17 protein-coding genes, 2 tRNA genes and 1 pseudogene are annotated in these 19,488 nt (G+C 61.5%); 2 read left to right on the top strand and 18 right to left on the bottom strand.

Annotated features, from left to right (window positions below):
• Positions 1–162: 162 nt before the first annotated feature.
• The 16 genes and pseudogenes from DXD77_RS00380 to glp all read right to left on the bottom strand — a co-directional run bounded on the left by DXD77_RS00380 (position 163) and on the right by glp (position 15,595).
• Entirely contained in the window at positions 163–999 is an 837-nt protein-coding gene (locus DXD77_RS00380) for a formate/nitrite transporter family protein (RefSeq protein WP_117647354.1), read from the bottom strand.
• Positions 1,000–1,306: 307 nt separating this feature from the next.
• Positions 1,307–1,380: transfer RNA gene (locus tag DXD77_RS00375), tRNA-Gly, on the bottom strand.
• Between the two features lie 6 nt (positions 1,381–1,386).
• Positions 1,387–1,463: transfer RNA gene (locus DXD77_RS00370), tRNA-Pro, on the bottom strand.
• A gap of 91 nt (positions 1,464–1,554) precedes the next feature.
• Positions 1,555–2,913 (bottom strand): annotated as a pseudogene (brnQ, locus tag DXD77_RS00365) (branched-chain amino acid transport system II carrier protein).
• A gap of 67 nt (positions 2,914–2,980) precedes the next feature.
• Entirely contained in the window at positions 2,981–4,120 is a 1,140-nt protein-coding gene (locus tag DXD77_RS00360) for an aminotransferase class V-fold PLP-dependent enzyme (protein WP_117647282.1), read from the bottom strand.
• Positions 4,117–4,368 carry a DUF3343 domain-containing protein gene (locus tag DXD77_RS00355; protein ID WP_117629429.1) on the bottom strand — a complete coding sequence of 84 codons (252 nt, stop codon included), beginning with the start codon at positions 4,366–4,368 and terminating at the stop codon, positions 4,117–4,119. Before DXD77_RS00355 ends, DXD77_RS00360 begins: the two co-directional genes overlap by 4 nt.
• An 18-nt stretch (positions 4,369–4,386) precedes the next feature.
• The gene (gene yedF, locus DXD77_RS00350) at positions 4,387–5,013 is read right to left on the bottom strand and encodes a sulfurtransferase-like selenium metabolism protein YedF (RefSeq protein WP_117637560.1); all 627 of its coding nucleotides are present in this window, start codon (positions 5,011–5,013) and stop codon (positions 4,387–4,389) included.
• Between the two features lie 59 nt (positions 5,014–5,072).
• Positions 5,073–6,122, bottom strand: coding sequence for a selenide, water dikinase SelD (selD, locus tag DXD77_RS00345; protein ID WP_117647280.1), 1,050 nt, complete (start codon positions 6,120–6,122; stop codon positions 5,073–5,075).
• A gap of 70 nt (positions 6,123–6,192) precedes the next feature.
• Entirely contained in the window at positions 6,193–6,957 is a 765-nt protein-coding gene (locus tag DXD77_RS00340; protein WP_117647278.1) for an acyl-CoA dehydratase activase, read from the bottom strand.
• 159 nt (positions 6,958–7,116) lie between these two features.
• Positions 7,117–8,280, bottom strand: a complete 1,164-nt coding sequence (locus tag DXD77_RS00335) for a double-cubane-cluster-containing anaerobic reductase (RefSeq protein WP_117647276.1) — start codon at positions 8,278–8,280, stop codon at positions 7,117–7,119.
• Between the two features lie 154 nt (positions 8,281–8,434).
• Positions 8,435–9,718, bottom strand: a complete 1,284-nt coding sequence (locus DXD77_RS00330) for a double-cubane-cluster-containing anaerobic reductase (RefSeq protein ID WP_117584066.1) — start codon at positions 9,716–9,718, stop codon at positions 8,435–8,437.
• Between the two features lie 462 nt (positions 9,719–10,180).
• Positions 10,181–11,251: a sulfate/molybdate ABC transporter ATP-binding protein gene (locus DXD77_RS00325; RefSeq protein ID WP_117647274.1), complete on the bottom strand. Its 1,071-nt coding sequence runs from the start codon at positions 11,249–11,251 to the stop codon at positions 10,181–10,183.
• A gap of 3 nt (positions 11,252–11,254) precedes the next feature.
• Positions 11,255–12,697 carry a molybdate ABC transporter permease subunit gene (gene modB, locus DXD77_RS00320; protein ID WP_233506665.1) on the bottom strand — a complete coding sequence of 481 codons (1,443 nt, stop codon included), beginning with the start codon at positions 12,695–12,697 and terminating at the stop codon, positions 11,255–11,257.
• Between the two features lie 68 nt (positions 12,698–12,765).
• Entirely contained in the window at positions 12,766–13,638 is an 873-nt protein-coding gene (modA, locus tag DXD77_RS00315; RefSeq protein ID WP_117564973.1) for a molybdate ABC transporter substrate-binding protein, read from the bottom strand.
• Between the two features lie 204 nt (positions 13,639–13,842).
• Positions 13,843–14,322, bottom strand: a complete 480-nt coding sequence (locus DXD77_RS00310; RefSeq protein WP_117564972.1) for a molybdenum cofactor biosynthesis protein B — start codon at positions 14,320–14,322, stop codon at positions 13,843–13,845.
• Between the two features lie 10 nt (positions 14,323–14,332).
• Positions 14,333–15,595, bottom strand: coding sequence for a gephyrin-like molybdotransferase Glp (gene glp, locus DXD77_RS00305; RefSeq protein WP_117647352.1), 1,263 nt, complete (start codon positions 15,593–15,595; stop codon positions 14,333–14,335).
• Positions 15,596–15,806: 211 nt separating this feature from the next.
• On the opposite strand from glp, the gene DXD77_RS00300 reads away from it, so the two are divergent.
• Both DXD77_RS00300 and DXD77_RS00295 read left to right on the top strand, forming a co-directional pair.
• Positions 15,807–17,228, top strand: coding sequence for a chloride channel protein (locus DXD77_RS00300; RefSeq protein WP_199408972.1), 1,422 nt, complete (start codon positions 15,807–15,809; stop codon positions 17,226–17,228).
• Positions 17,229–17,315: 87 nt separating this feature from the next.
• Positions 17,316–18,278 carry a diacylglycerol kinase family protein gene (locus tag DXD77_RS00295; RefSeq protein ID WP_117647270.1) on the top strand — a complete coding sequence of 321 codons (963 nt, stop codon included), beginning with the start codon at positions 17,316–17,318 and terminating at the stop codon, positions 18,276–18,278.
• A gap of 21 nt (positions 18,279–18,299) precedes the next feature.
• Here the strand turns inward: DXD77_RS00295 and DXD77_RS00290 are convergent, their stop codons facing one another.
• Positions 18,300–18,680 carry a peptide chain release factor-like protein gene (locus DXD77_RS00290; RefSeq protein WP_369831491.1) on the bottom strand — a complete coding sequence of 127 codons (381 nt, stop codon included), beginning with the start codon at positions 18,678–18,680 and terminating at the stop codon, positions 18,300–18,302.
• A gap of 83 nt (positions 18,681–18,763) precedes the next feature.
• Positions 18,764–19,342: a xanthine phosphoribosyltransferase gene (locus DXD77_RS00285; protein ID WP_117629416.1), complete on the bottom strand. Its 579-nt coding sequence runs from the start codon at positions 19,340–19,342 to the stop codon at positions 18,764–18,766.
• Positions 19,343–19,488: the final 146 nt, after the last annotated feature.

Raw genomic sequence — 19,488 nt, 5'->3', positions numbered from 1 at the left:
AAAAAGCTGGTCCCCCGCGATCGTCATCGGGCAAATAAATACCGGCGCGCACGCAAAAGGGACAGGTCCATTATGGCAGCTCGTGACAAGACGTCGAAGCGCCTCGTCTAAAACCTGCCAAAATAAACCTGTCCCTTTTTGGTCGGTTATGGCTTGGTGGCTTTAGGCCTCCTTATTGGCGTAGATAAACCAGTAGCCCAGCGCCACGATCAGGGCGCCACCCACGATATTGCCCAGCGTGGCGACCGTAAGGTTGAGCGCCAACCCGGCAGCGTTGAGGGCATCGGCGCCAGCGACATCGGCTCCATAGCCGCAGGAGTGCATCAAAATACCCATGGGCAAAAAGTACATGTTGGCAACGCAGTGCTCAAAACCGCAGGCCACAAAGGCGGCAATGGGCAGCAAAATGCCCACGACCTTATCGACCACGGTCTTGCCGGCAGTGCCGATCCATACGGCCAGGCAGACAAAGATGTTGCACAGAATGCCGCGGAAGAAGATGGTAACGGCGTCGATCGTAACCTTACCGGCGGCGACGCTCACCATGGCGTTGGCGACGGCCTCGCCGTTGAGCTTGTAAATAGCTGCCATGTAAATCAAAAAGACAACGAACAGGGCGCCGGCAAAATTGCCGATCCACACAATAGCCCAAGCCTTGAGCATCTGGACGAGCGTGATCTTGTTGCTCTTAAGCGCGCAGACCATAAGCGAGTTGCCGGTAAACAGCTCCGCGCCGCAAATAAGCACGAGCACCAGCCCCAGGCAAAAAGCAAGGCCACCCACAAAGCGCTGAGCGCCCCAGCCAAGGGACGCATCGCTCAGAAAGACCGTGAAGAACAGGCCGCCAAAGGCGATGAACGCACCGGCGAACATAGCGAGCAAAAAGGCCTTCGAGACCGGCAGGTTAGCCTTGGTAACGCCGGCGGCCTCAGTCTTGGCCTCGATCGCGGCGGGCGCCAGGCAATCGGGGGTGGGATATTCTGCCTTACTCTGCGCCATGGCAATCACTACTTTCTTACGATTTGGGACAAACGCTCCTGGTTCATTTGCCCCGCGAGGTCGGACGGTATAAAAATAAACGCGAGCCAAATTAGCATATTGGCCTGCGATTATATAGCTTGGAGCGGGCGACGGGAAGTCCAAGGATTTGCTTCGCTGCGGGCCTTCGGCCCTTGCGTGCTGCGCTGGAAATGCTCACGCATTTTCTCAGCGCAGCACCCTGACGGGTTCGATTCCCGTCGCCCGGCGCGTAAACGAAAACAGCTCTGATTCCCAAAGGAAACCAAAGCCGTTAAAACAATTCTTATGGAGCGGGCGACGGGAATCGAACCCGCGTCATCAGCTTGGAAGGCTGGGGTTCTACCATTGAACTACGCCCGCAAGATATGGTCGGGACGACAGGATTTGAACCTGCGACATCCTGCTCCCAAAGCAGGCGCGCTACCAAACTGCGCCACGTCCCGAAGGTGTTGAGCAGCTAAGGTCTAAACCTTGCGTGTCCCAAAGCGAAGGAAATTATAGGGGAGACTCCCCGCCTGTGCAAGCGACGATACCCTAGCTCCTCGAATGTGCAACAAACCGGCTGTGGAGCAGGCCGATCACAAACGCCACCACGGCAACCGGCGCCCACGCGGCTCCAATGTCTGCCAGCGGCAGCGCATCGAACGGCAGCCACGCGCCCGTAAAGAACGCATCGCGAACCGAGGTGATCACGCTCTGGACAGCGACAACGCCGCCGACCCAGACCCACACCTGCGGATGCGCGTCGCAGAAACCGTGCACCAGACCCATAAGCACCAGCACGATGGCGACGGGGTACAGGGCGTTGAGCATAGGCACCGAGAACATGAGGATCACGTCGAGACCCACGTTGGAAAGCACGCACGAAAACGCCGCGAACACAAAGGCGAGAATCGCAAAGGGGCGGCGCATGGCCTCCTCGGAAGCCTCCGCTCCCCCTTTGACCACATACGTCTCGCAGAAATAGCGCGAACAGCAGCTGATGAGGCCGATGCACACGTTCATGCAGGCGAGGAAGAAGATCGCAAAGACCACGACCGTGCCGGCAAGGCCAAAATGCATGGAGGCAGAGCGAGCGAGGATGGCGGCGCCATTGGTGGCATCGGGCATCACGGTGCTGAGCTGCGCGCCGGCAAGTGCTAGGCCGCAGTAGATGATGGCCATGAGCACACCGGCGATCACGCCGGAGCGCGAAATCTCGAAGGCAACGCGCTTGTCATCGGTAACCCCCAGCTCGTGGATAGTCTCGGCGATGATGATGCCAAAGGCGAGCGAGGCGAGCAGGTCCATGGTCTGGTAGCCGGTCAAAAAGCCCTGCACGGCAGCACCGGCATTATAGGGAGCCTGCGGCGCGGCAGCAGGGCCCAGCGGCGAAACCACGGCTGCGCCCACGACCAACACGATAAGGGCGATGAGCGCGGGGCCCGTAATGCGGCCGAGCACGCGCGTGATGACGCCGGGACGCAGCGTGAGCGCAAATGCGACCACGAAGAAGGCGACGGCGAAGACCAAGCGCGCGGTGCCATGCGAGACGCCCTCGGGCAGCAGCGGCACCAGCATCTCGAAGGCTGTGGAGCTCGTACGCGGAATGGCCAGACACGGGCCGATAGCCAGATACACCGCCGCGACAAAGAACTCGCCAAACTTGGGGTGCACGCGGCCGGCAAGCTCGCGCGCCGTTCCGGCAAGCGCCACGGCGATAAAGCCCATGACGGGCAGGCCAATGGCGGCAATGAGAAATCCAAGCATGGCGACCGGCGTGGCAGAACCTGCCTACAGCGCCAGCAGCGGCGGAATAATGAGGTTGCCGGCGCCAAAGAGCATCGAGAACAGGGCGATGCCGACAGTGAGGACATGGTCGGAGCGCAGGCCGCGGGAAGCGGATGAGGCCATGGGACCACCTTTCGAGTCGAGACAAAAACGGGACGGGCAAAAGACCCGTCCCGCAAGTATATACGCTTTAGCAGACTAAATCGCGCAGAGCGTCAATCGCGGTGTCGACTTCCTCGTCCGTGTTGAAATACCCAAACGAGAAGCGAACGACACCCTGGCGCTCGGTCCCCAGTGCGCGGTGCATGAGCGGAGCGCAGTGGGCGCCGGGGCGTGTCGCAATCCCCCACCCTTGCATGAGCGCGTCCGAGACCTCGGCCGAATCGATATCGCCCACGTTAAGCGAAACGATCGCCGAGCGCACGGGCTGGTCAAACGCACCGTAGAGCGCAATGCCGGGAATGTCGCGAACGCCGGCGAGGAAGCGCTCGGCAAGCGCACGTTCGCGTGCCGCAATCGCCTCTACCCCGCCCTGAGCCTCGATAACGTCGAGGCCGGCGGAAAGGCCGGCGATACCGTGACCGTTGAGCGTGCCCGCCTCAAGACGCGTGGGCCACTCTTGCGGCTGCAGCGCATCGAAGCTGCGCACGCCCGTGCCACCCATGGCCCAAGGAGCCACGTCAATGCCTTCCGCCACGGCTAGGCCACCGGTCCCCTGCGGGCCCATGAGCCCCTTGTGGCCGGTAAAGCACACCACGTCGAGCCCCATGACCTGCATATCGATATGCGCCGTGCCGGCAGACTGCGAGGCATCGACGATCACAAGCGCGCCGGCCGCATGGGCCATGGCAGCCACGCGTGCAATGTCGACCGCGTTGCCGGTCACATTGGAGGCGTGTGTCACCACCACGGCACGCGTGCCCGGCGTGACCAGCTGCTCGAGCTCGTCGTAGTCGAGCACGCCGTTCGCGTCGCAGCCCGCATGCTCAACAGTCACGCCCTGCTCTACCGCCAGGCGGTTGAGCGGACGCAGCACGGAGTTGTGTTCGAGCACCGTCGTGACCACACGATCGCCGGGGCGCACCACGCCGTTGATGGCGGTGTTGAGCGCCGCCGTGGAGTTGGGCGTAAAACAAATATGGTCCACCCGCGGGCAGCCCAGCAAGCGCGCAAGCTTGGTGCGGCAGCTGTGGATGGTGCGCGCCGCGTCGAGCGCACCCGACGTGGCGCCTCGCCCAGCATTGCCGAGCGAGCACATCGCCTGCACCACGGCATCGATGACCGCCTGAGGTTTGTGCATGGTCGTCGCCGCGTTATCCAGGTAGATCATCGCACGACCTCCCACATATCGATCACAGTAAAGCCCTCGGTGGGAACGTCCGCCGCGGCAAGCTCGCTTCGCAGCAGTGGTTCATTTTCAGGCAGGGCTTTCCATGCCAGGCCGCAGCCGGCAGCAACCTCTCCGGGTACGGGAATCGTTCGCCCGGGAAGGCCACGCTCACGGCACAGAGACTCGCAGCCCATGGCGGCCGCCGTGGTGGGAAACGTGATGACAAGCGCCGGGCGCTTTTCTCTCATGGCAATCCCACCCAGGCGCTACGGACGCACGACGCGGCCGGCCTGCTCCATCTTTTCGACGATCACGTACATGTTCGTGACATCGCCCACGGCAAGCTGGTCCTTAATGCCAAAGTGGTCGAGGCAGGTGCCGCAGGTAAGGATCTCGACACCCTGCTCGGCCAGGCCCTTGAGGTCGTCAAGCACCGGCGACCCCTCGACGGTGAGTTTGGCGCCGCCGTTGTAGAAGAGCATCGTGGCGGGCAGCTCCTCCTGCTGCGTCACGGCAAAGATAAAGGCCTTCATGAGCTTGTGGCCCAGCTCATCGTCGCCGCGACCCATGCAATCGGTGTAGACGGCCACGACCAGCTTGCCCTTGCCGGCGCTGGCGTCGCAGAAAGCGGCGCCGTCCTGCTCAGGATCGGCCACGGCAACGGCGCCGGCGGTCGCCACGATCACGTGCCACTCGGCATCGGCGACCTTCTCGACCGAGGCCGTGCAGCCCTTTTCCTGTGCCATCTTGGAGATGTTCTTGACGGCCGTCTCGTTGTCGACCGAGGTCACGACAACACCCTCGCCATCAAGCTGCTTCAGAGCTTTGAGCGTCTTGACGACGGGCAGCGGGCAGGCATCGCCCATGGCATTGACTTCAATTTTGGTAGACATAGCAAATCCTTTCAAAAGGGACCGCCCAGAACAGTAGACGGTCGCATAAACGGTTTTCCTTAATGCACAACGTGAACGGCAGGACCACCCGGCACCGCCTCGCACACGCGGCCGATTGTGGCGGCAACGCGACCTTCGGCATGCAGGCGGCGGGCGAGCTCATCCACATCGGCAGCAGGCGCTGCGATGAGCAGGCCGCCCGAGGTCTGCGGATCGTACAGCGCATCCAGCATTCCCGGCTCCAGGTCATCGTCGGCCGCCACGCGCGGGCCAAAGAAATCCTGGTTGCGGTAGGCGCCGACAGGGATAATGCCCAGACGCGCCATATTGAGCACCTGGTCAAAGAGCGGCACCGCCCCCGACGCGAGCTCAATCTGCACGCCCGAGCCCTCGGCCATCTCGCACGCATGCCCGATCAGGCCAAAGCCCGTGACATCGGTGCAGCCGTGAAGCTCGAGTCCCTCGGCCAGGCGAATCGGGGCCTCGTTGAGGGTGCGCATCGAGTCAAACATGGCTGCGGCCTCGTCCTGCTCGATGAGCACGCCCTTAATGGCCGTGGTGATAATGCCCGAGCCGATCGCCTTGGTCAGCAGTAGGACATCGCCCACGCGCGCACCGCTGTTGGCGAGCATGCGGTCGAGCGCGACAAAGCCACTCACGGACAGGCCGTACTTGGGCTCGTCGTCGTTGATGGTGTGGCCGCCCGCGATGGTGCAGCCAGCCTCGACGCACTTGTCGGCGCCACCCGCCAGAATCTCACCTGCGACCTCGACGCCCAGGCAACTGGGAATGCACAGCAGGTTCATGGCATGGCTCGGTCGTCCACCCATGGCATAAATGTCCGACAGCGAGTTGGCCGCCGCGATCTGACCAAACAGGAACGGGTCGTCGACCATCGGCGGGAAGAAGTCGACGGACTGCACGAGGCCCAGGTTTTCGCCAACACGAAAAACACTCGCATCGTCGGAGGTATCGAACCCCACGAGCAGGTTGTCGTTATGCACATTGGGTAAGTCGCCCAGGACCTGGGCGAGGGCTCCAGGAGCCAACTTAGCGGCTCAACCGCTCGCGGCAGTCATAGACGTGAGCTTAATCTGATCGTCAGCCATCGATACCTCCTCTCATCGGTCAATCATTTCCTCCCAGTATACGCATGAATGCAGGCCCACGGCCGATGCATTAATCGAGCGCCTGTGCGCGAATCGCCGCGCCGATGGCACCGGCAAAGCGAGCCTGGGGCGAGGTGGTCACCGGCGACCCCAGCAGCTCGCCCAACCGCTCCACCACGAAGGCGTTCTCGCACAGGCCACCGGTCAGGTAGTACGGGGCGCCCGCGGCCTGCCCGGCCATGGTCGCCACGCGCGAGACCACGCTGTCGATCACGCCACGCGCGATGTTCTCGCGCGGCTCACCGCGACCGATCAGGCTAATGACCTCACTTTCGGCAAACACCGTGCACATGCTGGAAATCTTGGTAGGCTCGCCGGAACGCGCCAGGTCGGCCATCTGCTGTTGAGAAATACCTAGGCGGTCGGCCATGATCTCCAAAAAGCGCCCCGTGCCGGCAGCGCACTTGTCGTTCATGGCAAACTTGGCCACGCGGCCATTTTTAAGCTGAATGACCTTGGTGTCCTGGCCGCCCACGTCAATCACCGTGCCGCGATCGCCAAACAGACGCACGGCACCGGCGCCGTGGCAGGTAATCTCGGTCACAACCTTGTGGGCGTATGGCACAGCCACGCGCCCGTAACCCGTGGCCACCACACGCGCAGAATCGGATGCAACGTCAAAGCCCGCCGCCGCGAGCGCCTCGCGCAACCTATCGGCGGCATCGACCGAGGAGAACCCGGTTGGCTGCACGCACGTCCACGCCACCGAACCCTCACCATCGACCACAGCAGCCTTAGCCGCCGTAGACCCGATATCGATCCCGATCCCTATCATGGCTCTCTCCTAATCGGCAAACTAATCAAACGATCAGACACCACTGCAACAACGGCCCTCTGGCGTCTGAGGTGCCCGAGATTCCGAGCGACAAGCCCGACGAAGCGTACTCAAGGTACGCGAGGAGGGTTGGAGCCGGAAGGTCGGGTGCCTCAGACGTCAGAGGGTCTCGATAAAGGCGGCGATACGGGTCTCGATCTGGCCCATGTCACCGTTGCTGTAGTCGGTCTCGATCTTCATATACGGAATACCCGCGCCCTCGACAGCCTCCTGCATGCGCGCACTCTCCACGTTAAAGGTGTGGCACGCCTGGAGCACGCTCTCCACTACGCCATCGACGTGATACTTCTCGCACATGGCCAGCGTGTTTTCCATACGACCATCGTTGGGCGTCATGACCGAGCAGTTGATGTCCAGGTAGCGGTCGGCGATGGCACGCAGGATGTCGGGAGCCTCCGGATCGATCATCATGGCCGCCGTGCGCTCGCCCGAGCAATCGTCCATGCACACGACCACGCCGCCATTGGACTCGATGGTACGACCGATCTTGTTGATCACGCCGCCCACCGGGCAACCAGTGATCAGAATGCGCTTGGCATCCACCGCAACCGGGCGCTCGCCTGCGTCGTAGGCCTCGCGCAGCTTGGCGACCTTTTGCTCCAGCTGCTGCGTATAGGCCTCGATATCAAAGCTGAACGTACCGGCAAACATGGTGCTCATCAGGTCGACGCCGCTCATGGCCGCCGGCTGGTTGGCTTGCAGTGCAAACATCTCGAGCTGGGCCGCACGCAAGCGGTTGCGACGACGGACGGCAGCGCGCAGGTCATCGTCGGTAATCGTGATGCCGTAGAAGCCCTCGAGCTCCTCCTTGAGCAGGCGGCACTCCTCGTACCAGCCTTCACGCTCGTAGGCACGATCGCGACCCTGCGGAAGATGCAGAATGTGCGTGCGCTTGAGCTCGTTGAGCAGTTCGTACATCTTCTTCTTGCCGTCGCAGGTGGTCTCGCCGATGATCATGTCGCTAAAGTACGTAAACGGGCACTTTTGCGAATAGGCAAAACCATACGTAGACTTGATGAGCGGGCACAGGTTTGCCGGCAGCACCTTCTCGGCCTCGGGAATCACCTCGTCGGACGTACCACACAGAGCCACGCTCGAGGCGCCCGCGGCATCGATAATCTCGAGCGGCGTATAGCTGCACAAAAAGCCGACCAGGCGATTACCCGCCTGCTTATAATCCTTGACGCGAATAAACGCCGCCTTGCGTTGCTCGTTGAACTCCTCAAACGTGGACGGCAACGGCTGCTCAATATTTTCCGACATATAACTCCTTAACAAACCTTTTAACCAACCAAGGAAACGGCTTTCCCAGGTGCCCGAGGTTGCCGTGAAAGAGGAGCGTCGCGTACTTTGGTACGCAAGCGACGGTTTGAACAGCAAGATCGGGTGCCTGGGGAAGCCGCCGGGACGAATAGTCCTAGATGGTTTCCAAGAAAGCCTCAATCCTGGTTTGCAGTTGGCCTGCATCCTCGCCGGCGTAGTCGGTCGTGATGTGCATAAATGGAATGCCTGCCTCCTCGGCGGCCTTCTCCACGGCAAACGACTCCATCTCGTAGAGCGTGCAGAACTGCAGGGCCACGTCGACGATGCCGTCGGCGTGCAGGTCCTTGGCCATCTGGACAATGTCCTTCATACGCTGGTCGTTGGGCGTAAAGACGGCGCAGTTGATCTTAAAGTAGCGCTCGGCGATGGCATCGAGCATCTCGTCAACCGTCTCACCGGACTCGTCGACCAGGTCCTTGTAATAGCGCGAACCCGTGCAGGACTCCTCGCCTACCACAACGCCGCCGGCCTTCTCGATGAGGTTGAACAGCTTCCAGTTGGGCACGGCCATGGGCGTGCCGGTGTACAGGATGCGCTTGGTCCCCTTGGGCGCCACGCCCTCGCCGGCCTCGACACGCTGCTCGCACTCAGCCGCCATATCGTTGATGGCCCCGGTCAGACGCGGCGTGTCGTCCATAAAGGCGGCCTGAACGGTCAGCAGGCTGTCGAGACCGCTGATGGGCGCTGGGTCGGCAGCGCGCGTGGCAGCGAGGCGCTGCAGGGCACGGCGCTTCTCATTGACGGCGTGGATGGCGGCTTTCAGACGCTCAGGCGTAATCGTGACGCCGCACTCTTCCTCGATCTTGGCGGCGAGCTTCTTGACCTCGGCCTTCCAGGTCACAAGCGTCGACTCGTCGTGTACGTTGGGAATATCCATGACGTACATGTTCTTTTGCGTGGCAAAGAACTCGTAGGCTTTCTTCTTGCCGTCGCAGGTGTTCTCGCCTACCACCAAGTCACTCGACTCAATGTAGGGGCAGACCTCGCCCAGCTTAAAGCCGGCAAAGCTCTTGATGAGCGGACAAGTGTTGCGCGGCAAGTGCTCCTCGACCTTGTCGGTCGCCCAATCGGCACCCGAGCACAGACCCACGGGGATACCGTCGCAGGCGAGCACAATCTCCTCGGGCACGTAGACGCAGAAGCTGCCCACGATCTTGGTGGCCTCGCCGGCCTCCTTCTTGTCGAGCATCTCCTTAATACGGCCGCTGTGGATGTTGGTGGCGACAAAATCCAGGTAGGACGTGGACTTGGGGCGATTGTTCTGCGTCAGGAACATATCGCCGTACATCTGGCCCACGGCGCCCAGCAGCATGTCGTGGTCGGCAAGATTCATGCCGAGGCTCTCCCACATCGGATGGAAATCAAATTCTTCAGCCATAACGGTTCCCCTCTCGAACCAAAAACGGATAACAGCGGTATCGATGCACGACGGGCGGCGATTGCCCGGCCGTGCTCAAAACCGGATTTTTAGGGAACCTACTTTGCGGTCGATTATTTAGTTGTGCGTCGTCTCTCCCGGAGCCGTGAACATACCTGCTCATATGCGGCTCCGAGCCATATACAGGGCGCGCGCCGCAATACGACACGAATATGTCATCTGCGGCATCGACGCACCCTCCTATTTCTTATCGAAGGCAATTATACCGGCGGTCGTCGTCCAGACGAACACCGCCGACACACGTACGACAGCATCGGAGCACAAGATGTCTAATGCCCGAACCTACCCTCTGATAATTATTTATCATATTGATAAGGTTTTGTCAGTCTAGATTCGGCAAACGGTCGCGCTTCTAGGCGACCGAGGTCCCGCATGTGACAAAGGGACTGTCCCTTTGTCACATTATCGACAAACCAGATGAATTCTCTTGGCATCGAAGTGCATGCGCAGGGTCTCGTCGGCCTGCGGCAGCTCGTCGGAAGCCACGCTCACCTTGTTGACCTTCCACTGCAGACGCGTGGGCGAATCGACACGTGGCACGTCCAACAGCACCAGCCGCTCAAAGCGTGAATCGCTCACGCGGGCCACATGCAGGTCGTAGCTGTTGCGACCCCGCTCAGCACGGTTGTCCACATGGAAGTAGCTCGCACGAATACCCAGGTACGCCACGTTATCGGGAACCTCACGGCCCACGTTGAAGGTCATGCCCCAGTCGAGGGCCTCAACTTCTTCGTCGCCGATCTTGCGCGCGCGGCTCGTATTCTTGCAGCCCGTCAGGCGCAGCGCAGCCAAAGTTTGCGGCCGGCGGACCACGTCCTCGACGGAGCCGATCTCCTCCATATGCCCGTCGTGCATCACACAAATGCGCTCGCACAGACGGCACGCTTCGTCGATGTCGTGGCTCACGTAGAGCACGGTACGGTTGCACACATCGAACAGGTCGAGCATGTTCTGTTCGAGCGCGCTCTTAAGATAGGAATCGAGCGCGCTCATGGGCTCGTCGAACATAAAAATGCCCGGATGCGCCGCCACCATGCGCGCAAGCGCCACGCGTTGCTGCTGACCGCCCGAGAGGCGCGCGGGGTAGCGGTCGGCAAAATCGGCCAGACCGAAAATGCCCAGATAGCGCTCGGCGAGCTTTTTGCGCGCGGCGGCGTCGCCCGCATCCTTAACACCGGCGCATACGTTATCGGCCACCGTCATGTTGGGAAACAGCTGATAGTTCTGGAACAGCAGGGCGCATTTTCGCTCCTGGGGCGACAGGTTGACACCCGCCGCCGAGTCAAAAAAGGTCACGCCGTTAACGACGATCTCGCCCTCGTCGGGTGTCTCCACGCCGGCAATGCAGCGCAACGTGCAGCTCTTGCCGCAACCCGAGGCGCCCAGCAGCGCCACACGCTCCTCGCCGGCATCGAGCTGAATGTCGAGGGTAAAGCCCGGATAGCGCTTTTTGATATCCAGAACGAGCGACATGGCTTATCGACCTCCCTTTGCGACCGCGCCATCGCGCATAAGCTCGGCCAGCGCCTCGCGATCGATACGCAAGGCATCACCGCCCACCGGATCAAGCGAATCGCCCTGTCCGGCGAGCTCTTTGGCCTGCTTGCGCTCCGCACGGGAAAGGCCCCGCTCGCGATACTTTTGAGAATGCGCCGTGTACATGTTGATGAATAGGATGACCAGGAAGCTGAACGCTATTACGACCACGACCCAGAAGAGAGCCACCGACGTATTGCCGCCCATCCACTCAAAGTAAATCGCAATGGGAATGGTCTGCGTAATGCCGGCGTAGTTGCCCGCACAGAACAGGGTGCAGCCAAACTCGCCCATGGCACGCGCGAAGGCAAGCACCGCGCCGGCGGCAATCGAGGGCCAGCCAAGCGGCATCATAAGCTTGGTAAAGATGCGACGCTCGGACCATCCCAGGGTTCGCGCGGCATCGAGCATCTGCGTGTCGAGGCTCTCAAAGGCACCGAGCGCCGTACGGTAGACCAGGGGAAACGACACCACCACGGCAGATATCACCGCCGCAGGCCACGTAAAGACGATCGAGACGCCGTGCGCGATGAGCCACTGGCCCACCCCGGTCGAGCGGCCAAATAGCATGAGGAGCAGAAAGCCGCAGACCGTGGGCGGCAGCACCATAGGAATCGTAAAGACCGAGTCGAGCAGGCCCTTGATGCGACTCGAGGTACCCATAGTCTTCCACGCGGCGAACAGGCCCAGCGCAAAGGAAATCAGCAGGGCAAGGCCGCTCGTTTTTATGGACACCCAAAGCGGGCGATAGTCGATGTCGCCCAAAAAGGAGGCCAGAGAGGTCAAGGGACCCTGCTCATCCCGCAACACGACAGACGATGCTTCTACCATTTGAGCGCTATCAAGCCAGCGCGCGCCGCCCTTGGCATCACCCGAGGCCGATGCAATCACCACATAGCGGTCCCCATCCGCACCGTGCTCGTCAAAGCCATAGGTATACCCGCCGGCATCAAACGTTGTTTCCGCCGTAACATACCAAGGAAGATCAACGTCCCCTAGCTGCGCACCTCCCATGGAGTTTGCGCTGTCGAGCTCACAGACGAGGGCCTTGAGACCCGATACACACTCGTTGTCCTGCGGATCCAATCCATACTTCTCGGCCGCCTTGGGCGATACCCACACCACAACGCGATCGGCAGCAGGCGCCACTACAAGGTCCACGTCCTCGTCAACGGGAAACCGGTAGCCCTCAGGCTGGCCCTCCATAGCACGAGCGGTCCCCTTGGCCAACCGCTCAAAACCCTCGATCCCATAGGAAAGCCCATGAGCGGTCGCAGCAACCTGGGCCCCGTCCTCAGCGACCCCAGCAAACGCAAATCCCGGCACCCAGCAAAGCGCGAAGGTCAAAGCACAGGCGACGAGCATGCGGAATCTATTAAGCACGAAAAGCTCCAAGCGAATACAAGGACGGAGTGAAACACAAAACGATGGAATTATCGCGCCAAGCCGCACTACGCGGAAAGCTCAAAGCCGTACTTAGCCCAAATCTTCTGAGCCTTCTTGCTGGACAGGCAAAAGTCGATAAACGCCTTGGCCTCGTCGGCATGTTCGGAGCCATCGGCGACAGCGCCCGGATACACAATGGGCTTGTGCGAATCCTCGGGGCACACGAAGGCCTCCTCGATGCCGTCGTAGCGGAAGATGTCGGAGCTATAGACAAAGCCAGCCACGCAGTCGCCCGTAGAGACGTAAGACGCAGCAGTGCCGACCTTGTCGGCCAGGGCCACCTTGTCAGCGATCTCGGAGGCGTACTCGCCGTCGTCGCCCTCGGTGCCGGTATAGAGGCCCACGGAGGCCAGGGCCTGGTTGGCGTACTTGCCGGCGGGGACGGTCTTGGCGTCGCCGATGGCGATCTTGCCGTCCAGATTCGCGACGCCGGCGATGGCCTCGACCTTGGTGTCGGAGCCCTCGGCGCGAATGATCACGAGGTCGTTGACGAACATATCCTCACGGGTGTCGGCGTCAACGAGCTCGGCGGCTTCGGCGTCGTCCATGGTGCCCTTGGAAGCGGTGATGAGCACATCAGCCGTGGCGCCGGCACGCATCTGCTCGACGAGGTCGCCGGAGGCCTTAAACTGCGTGTCGGCAAAGGTGGTGCCGGTCTGATCGGTGTAGAGCTCCTGGACCTCGGGCAGGGCCTTCTCGAGAGAGTTGGCAGCGAAGACCTGAAGCTCGACAGCTTTCTTGGAAGATGCCTTAGCAGAACCGGCATCGGAGCCAGTCGGCTCAGACGTCTTGTTGCCGGAGCAGCCGGCAAGGCCAAGGCCGGCAGCGGCGACAGCAGAGAGTGAGACGAATCCGCGGCGAGAAACCATATCGAACATGTTCAACCCTTTCGAACGATACACCCGGGCACCTCGCCGCAGGCTTTATTCTGTAATTAGATTATACTTCGGTGCGAATAATGATTCTGAGAAATTATTCTCGTCTGAGAATATAGTTTCAGGCATGCCTACAGAATGCCGTCCCCTTGGGCACAAATAATAGGCGGAGCAGCCGTTCAGGTCGCCCCGCCGCAGGTAAACCGCTTAGTTGGTATGTCCGCCGCCCGCTGTCATTTGGGCTGCATGCTCCAGCTGATCGCTCACGGCCTCCCAGCTTTCGCGGGCGGCCTTCGTAGAACCGGGAAAGTTTACGACAAGTGTATGACCTCGTTGCATGCAAATAGCGCGCGAGAGCATAGCGCGGCGCGTCTTGGTCATGGAGTACGCACGGATTGCCTCTGCAATACCCGGCACATCGCGCTCGCAAACGGCACGCGTCGCCTCGGGCGTCACATCGCGCATCGAAAGCCCCGTGCCGCCGCAGGAGAGCACGACATTGGCGCGGCACTCATCGGCAGCTTCCACAATGGCATCACCGATTTCACTGACGTCGTCGCGCACGACCACATGTGAGGCGACCGTCCATCCCTGCGCCTCGATAAGCTCCTCGAGTGCGGCACCTGCCTCGTCCTGGGCAAGGTCGCGCGTGTCCGAGCACGTTACGATCGAAATCTTTAACTCCATAACATTCCTCCTATAGCACCGTGCCCTCAGGCAGGTCGACTCGCACGACATCCACGACATCGCCCGCCTTGAGGTCGCACGGTCCTTCGTCAATACGCAGCAGGCAGTTAGCCCGCTGCATTGTGCCGAGCAGCGCCGAATTCTGCGTCTTGGCCTCGGTCACCAACAGCTCACCGGTCTCGGGGTCGCGCAAAACCGTGGCGCGATCGAAGAAGCGGCGATGCTGTCGCTTTTTCACGCCGTGCGTGAGTGTCGCCTGCTGCACGGGACGCGTACCCTCGGCAAAGCCGCGCATCTTGCGGATCGCCGGACGCGCAAGCATCTCAAAGCCCACATACGCCGCGGCCGGATTGCCTGAAAGTCCCAGGTAGGGCGCACCCCCAAGCAAGCCAAACGTGATGGCCTTGCCCGGACGCATCGAGATGCGGTCAAACAGCACCTCACCCTCGCGCCGGACGAGCGCCGTCACGTAGTCGTAGTCGCCTGCCGAGGCGCCACCGCTCGTAATGACAAAATCGCACTCCAGCACGGCGCGATGCACCAGCTCGGCAATTGCCTGCTCATCATCGGGCGCAATGCCGTAGAACACGGGCTCGGCTCCTGCATCGAGCGCTTCGGCCATCAACGCCGACGAGTTGGAGTCGCGAATCTGCCCGCGCGCCGGCAGCTCACCCGGCGCGACCAGCTCCGTGCCCAGCGAGATAATGCCCACACGCGGCGCGGCATGCACCTTCACGCTCGCATACCCGGCGCTCGCCAACAAGCCGGCGCCCGCCGGAGCCACGACCTCGCCGGCGTGCATCACAACATCGCCGGCATGGGCCTCCTCGGCGGCAGAGCGAACGTTCTCCCCTACCTTGGCAGGCGCCGAGAACCTCACACGCGAACCCTCGTTGCCGTCACCGACGAGCACATCGACGATCTCATACTTCACCACGGCATCGGCACCTTCGGGTACCGGCGCGCCCGTCATGATGCGGACCGTCTCGCCCGCGCCGATTGTGCCCTCAAACACATGGCCCGCAGCCTCGTGTCCGATAACGTCGAGCGTCACCGGCGCCTCGCCAGATGCCTGCGCCAAGTCCGCCGAGCGCACGGCATATCCGTCCATAGCGCTGTTGGCAAACGGCGAGATGTCGATATCGGCCACCGCATCCTCTGCCAAGGGAAGACCGGCGGCCTGCCACACGGGAATCTCGACGACTTCGGTGCGATTCACGTGCGACAAGACGATCGCCTGCGCGTCCTCCAACGGAATGAGTTTCTCAGCCATATACACCTCTAGCATGCTGCGGCGCGCAACAAAAGCGCCGATTCTTTATGTTTCTCTCAGTATAATCCCTCGCCGCCTGCTCAAGACCTGGCCCGCGGCCGCGAATACATCTGTCGGCCGCAAGCCGCGAAACAAAACCAAAACCAACCCACCGGCTCGTCGCGTTTACCGCGTTTTATAATGCTCGTGTTGCAACCCAAAAGAGGAACGTATGACTTTTACCGACAAACCCGAAAGCGCAAACGAGGCGCAGGATCATTCTCAGTCGCTCGACGACGGCGGCTTTTTCTCCCTGAACGACGTCATCATGGCCGGCAGGCATCAGCTCACCCGCTCCGAGCATCTCTTGGCCGCCGACACGCGCCGCAACGCCCGCAACCTACTCGCGAGCGCCAAGTTGCTCACACTCGTCGTCATCGTCTCGCTCGCCATGGGCGTTGCCGCCTGGGCGTTTTTGACCTCGCTGAATATCGCGACCGACTATCGCGAGCACCATGCATGGGTCTACGCCTTGCTTCCCGTTGTGGGCGTTGTCACCGCATGGGTGTACAAAAACCACGGCCTTGCCGCCAAACGCGGTAACAACCTGGTCATCGACTCCGCTCTGGGCACACGCCTCATCCATATGCGCATGGCCGTTCTCACCTTCGTCTGCTCCACGCTCACGCACCTAACGGGCGGGTCGGCCGGTCGCGAGGGAGCTGCGGTGCAGATTGGCGGCACCATCGCCAGCAACATCTCGAGCGTCGCCCACCTCAAAAAACATGACCACCACGACCTCATGCTCGCCGGCATCTCGTCGGCCTTTGGCGCCGTATTCGGCTCGCCCCTTGCTGGAGCTTTCTTTGGCATGGAGATGTGCTTTATCGGCAAGATCGACTACACCGCGGGCATCTACTGCCTGGTCGCCTCGTTTACCGGCTACTTTACGTCGCTTGCCCTGGGAACCGAGTACGAGGCGAATGTCATCGCCAGCGTTCCCAACATGACACCACGGACGGTTGTCATCGTAGTCATCAGCGCCATCATCTTTGGTCTCACCGCACGTCTCTTTGCCTGGTCGGTTCGTACCGTCAAGAGCCTGTACGGCCGCTTTATCACCAATTACCTCGTTCGCGCACTCATAGGCGCACTCGTGGTTTTGGCCGCCTACGCCCTCCTCGACGCCTGGGACTACGCCGGCCTTTCCACGTGGCTTTCCGGCGCCGGGTTTGCAGGCAACACCACCCTGGCGGACGCAGCCATCAAGTTGGTCGTCACAGCGCTTACCCTGGGCGCCGGCTTCCAAGGCGGCGAGGTCACGCCTCTGTTTGGCATCGGTGCGGCGCTCGGCGGCTGGATCGGCTGCCTCGTCGGAATCGACCCCAGCTTTCTAGCAGCGCTGGGCATGCTCGGCGTGTTCTGCGCCGGCCTTAACGTGCCCATCACCACCTGCATGATGGCCATCGACCTGTTCCACGGCACGGCCGCCGGCTTCTTCGTGATCGTGGCGTTTATCAGCTATCTCGCCGGCGGACACCGCGGCGTATATCCCGCACAGCGCATTGTCTCGCCTAAACGCCGTTCGCTTATTGTGGACGAGGGCGGCACGGTGGCAGAGGCTATCGAGCGCCACAACGACCTGATAGAGTAGACGTTAGTATTCGCCGTGCAGCCACAATCGGGAGCAATTCGACCCGAGCGCGACCGCACCGTCACGTCATACGCCGGGAGTCGCCCCATGCACGCAACTGATTTTGGTCGCACGCTCATCATCGCCAACCCAGCCGCCCAGTCGGGTGCGGCACGCGAAGTTGCCGAGCGCCTGCAACGCTTTTTGGACATGACTGCACGCGCATCCCAGTTTGACCTGGTGTTGACCGAGCGTATGGGACACGCCAAGGAGCTGGCCGCACAGGCACAGGGTTATCGCACCGTTATCGCCCTTGGCGGCGACGGCGTGATTCACGAGGTCGTCAACGGGCTTATGACGCAAAAGGAGGACGCCCGCCCCGCCCTTGCCGTCCTGCCCGTGGGCTCCGGCAACGATTTTGCCCAGACGCTCGGCATCGACGATTTCTCCGGCAAGGATTTTGGCGCGCTGCTCACCTGCGAGCTGCAGCGTCAGGACATCGGGCGCATTCGCTCGTGGAGCCCCGCGAGCGGCAGCGGCGAGGCTACCGTAGAGTACTACGACCAGACGCTTTCGGTCGGCATCGATGCCGCCATCGGCCTTGGCACCACCGAGCTGCGCAAAAAGACCGGCCTGACGGGCGCGCCGCTCTACACCCTCTCAGGACTTGAGCAGTTTGGCCTACGCTATCGCAACTACCCCATGACAGTCAGCTTTGACGGCGCGCCCGCCGAGCGCGTGAGGGCGATCATCATGGCAATTCAGCTGGGCCCCACCTATGGCTCGGGCTATCGCATCTGCCCCGATGCCGACCCCTGCGACGGCATGCTCGACGTCTGCTACGCCTGCGGTCCCGTCCCTCGCGCGGTAGCCCTGCCAATGTTCCTTTCGGCCAAGGACGGCCACCATACCAAGTTGCCACCGATTCGCATGCGCCGCTGTCGCCATGCCGAGCTCACCTTTGAGGAGCCCGACTACCCCATCCAGGCCGACGGCGAGCCCGTTGTCGCCTCGCGCATTGAGGTCGACATCCTCGCCGGCGCCCTCCAGGTCTGGCACCCCACCCGCTAGCAAGACCAGCGAAACAATCGGCTACTCGTCGCTCCCCGGCTTGCGACGGTTGGCCTTTTTAATCGCGTTGAAGTGCTTGTCATTGAGCCTCCGCTGGCGCGAGCGCTGAGGCACCTTGGTCTTTACGCGTCGGCGCGGTGGACGCCCGCGACGCTCAAGCTCAGCGCGCAGCTTACGCAGGCAGCTACTACGGTTTTGGAACTGACTGCGGCTCTCGCGCGCCGTCACGGTAATTCCCGAAGGGATATGCTTCATGCGCACCGCCGAGTCCGTCGTGTTCACGCCCTGCCCGCCCGGACCCGTCGCGCGAAACACCTGCACCTCGCAATCGCGCGCCAACTCCTCGGCCGACATCTCGGCATAGCGCACATACTCGCGCCATCCCATCTTGTTCTCATCCATATCAACACCTCCCCTCATACAAAAAATGTGACAAAGGGACAGTCCCTTTGTCACATCGCATACCAATCGCTTGTGTTGCGCGCTTAGGCGAAGGTGATCTCGCCGGTCTCGCAGTCCATATCGGCGATACGGGCCAGGCTCTCGACGCGAAAGCCGCGCTCGCGGAGCTTATCGCCGCCGCCCTGGAAGCCCTTCTCCACCGCAATGCCAATACCGGACACCTCGGCACCCGCAGCCTCGCAGATCTTGATAAGACCCTCGAGCGCGCAGCCGTTGGCCAAGAAGTCGTCGATGATCAGAACCTTGTCGCCCTCAGACAGGAAACGCTTGCCAACGATGACCGGGTACTCCTTCTGCTTGGTAAAGGAGTAGATGGTCGTGGCGTACTGCTCGCCGTCGAGGTTGATGGACTGTGCCTTCTTGGCAAAGACCACCGGCACGCCGCCAAAATGCTGAGCCGCGATGCAAGCCATACCAATGCCAGAAGCCTCGATCGTCAGGATCTTGTTGATCTCGACATCCTTGAACAGACGGGCCCACTCGGCGCCCATGTGGTCGAACAGCTCAACGTCGCATTGGTGGTTGAGGAAGGCATCAACCTTAAGGACGTTACCGGCCTTTACGATGCCGTCATGGCGAATACGATCCTCAAGCTCCTGCATGGCGCAACCCCTTCTCGCGGCAACGATACCGCGCGATTAATAAACGTTGTTCGATAGTCTACCACGGACCGACCCCGCCCGTCCCACAAGCCGCATCGCACCACAAACCAGTTTTTTTGAGACGGCGCGAATACGTGGCAGGCAGC

Source organism: Collinsella sp. TM09-10AT, from assembly GCF_003436275.1.
In the GTDB taxonomy this organism is placed as follows: Bacteria; Actinomycetota; Coriobacteriia; order Coriobacteriales; family Coriobacteriaceae; genus Collinsella.
Note: the sequence above shows the minus strand (reverse complement) of the source record. Positions and strands in the feature narration are given on the sequence as shown.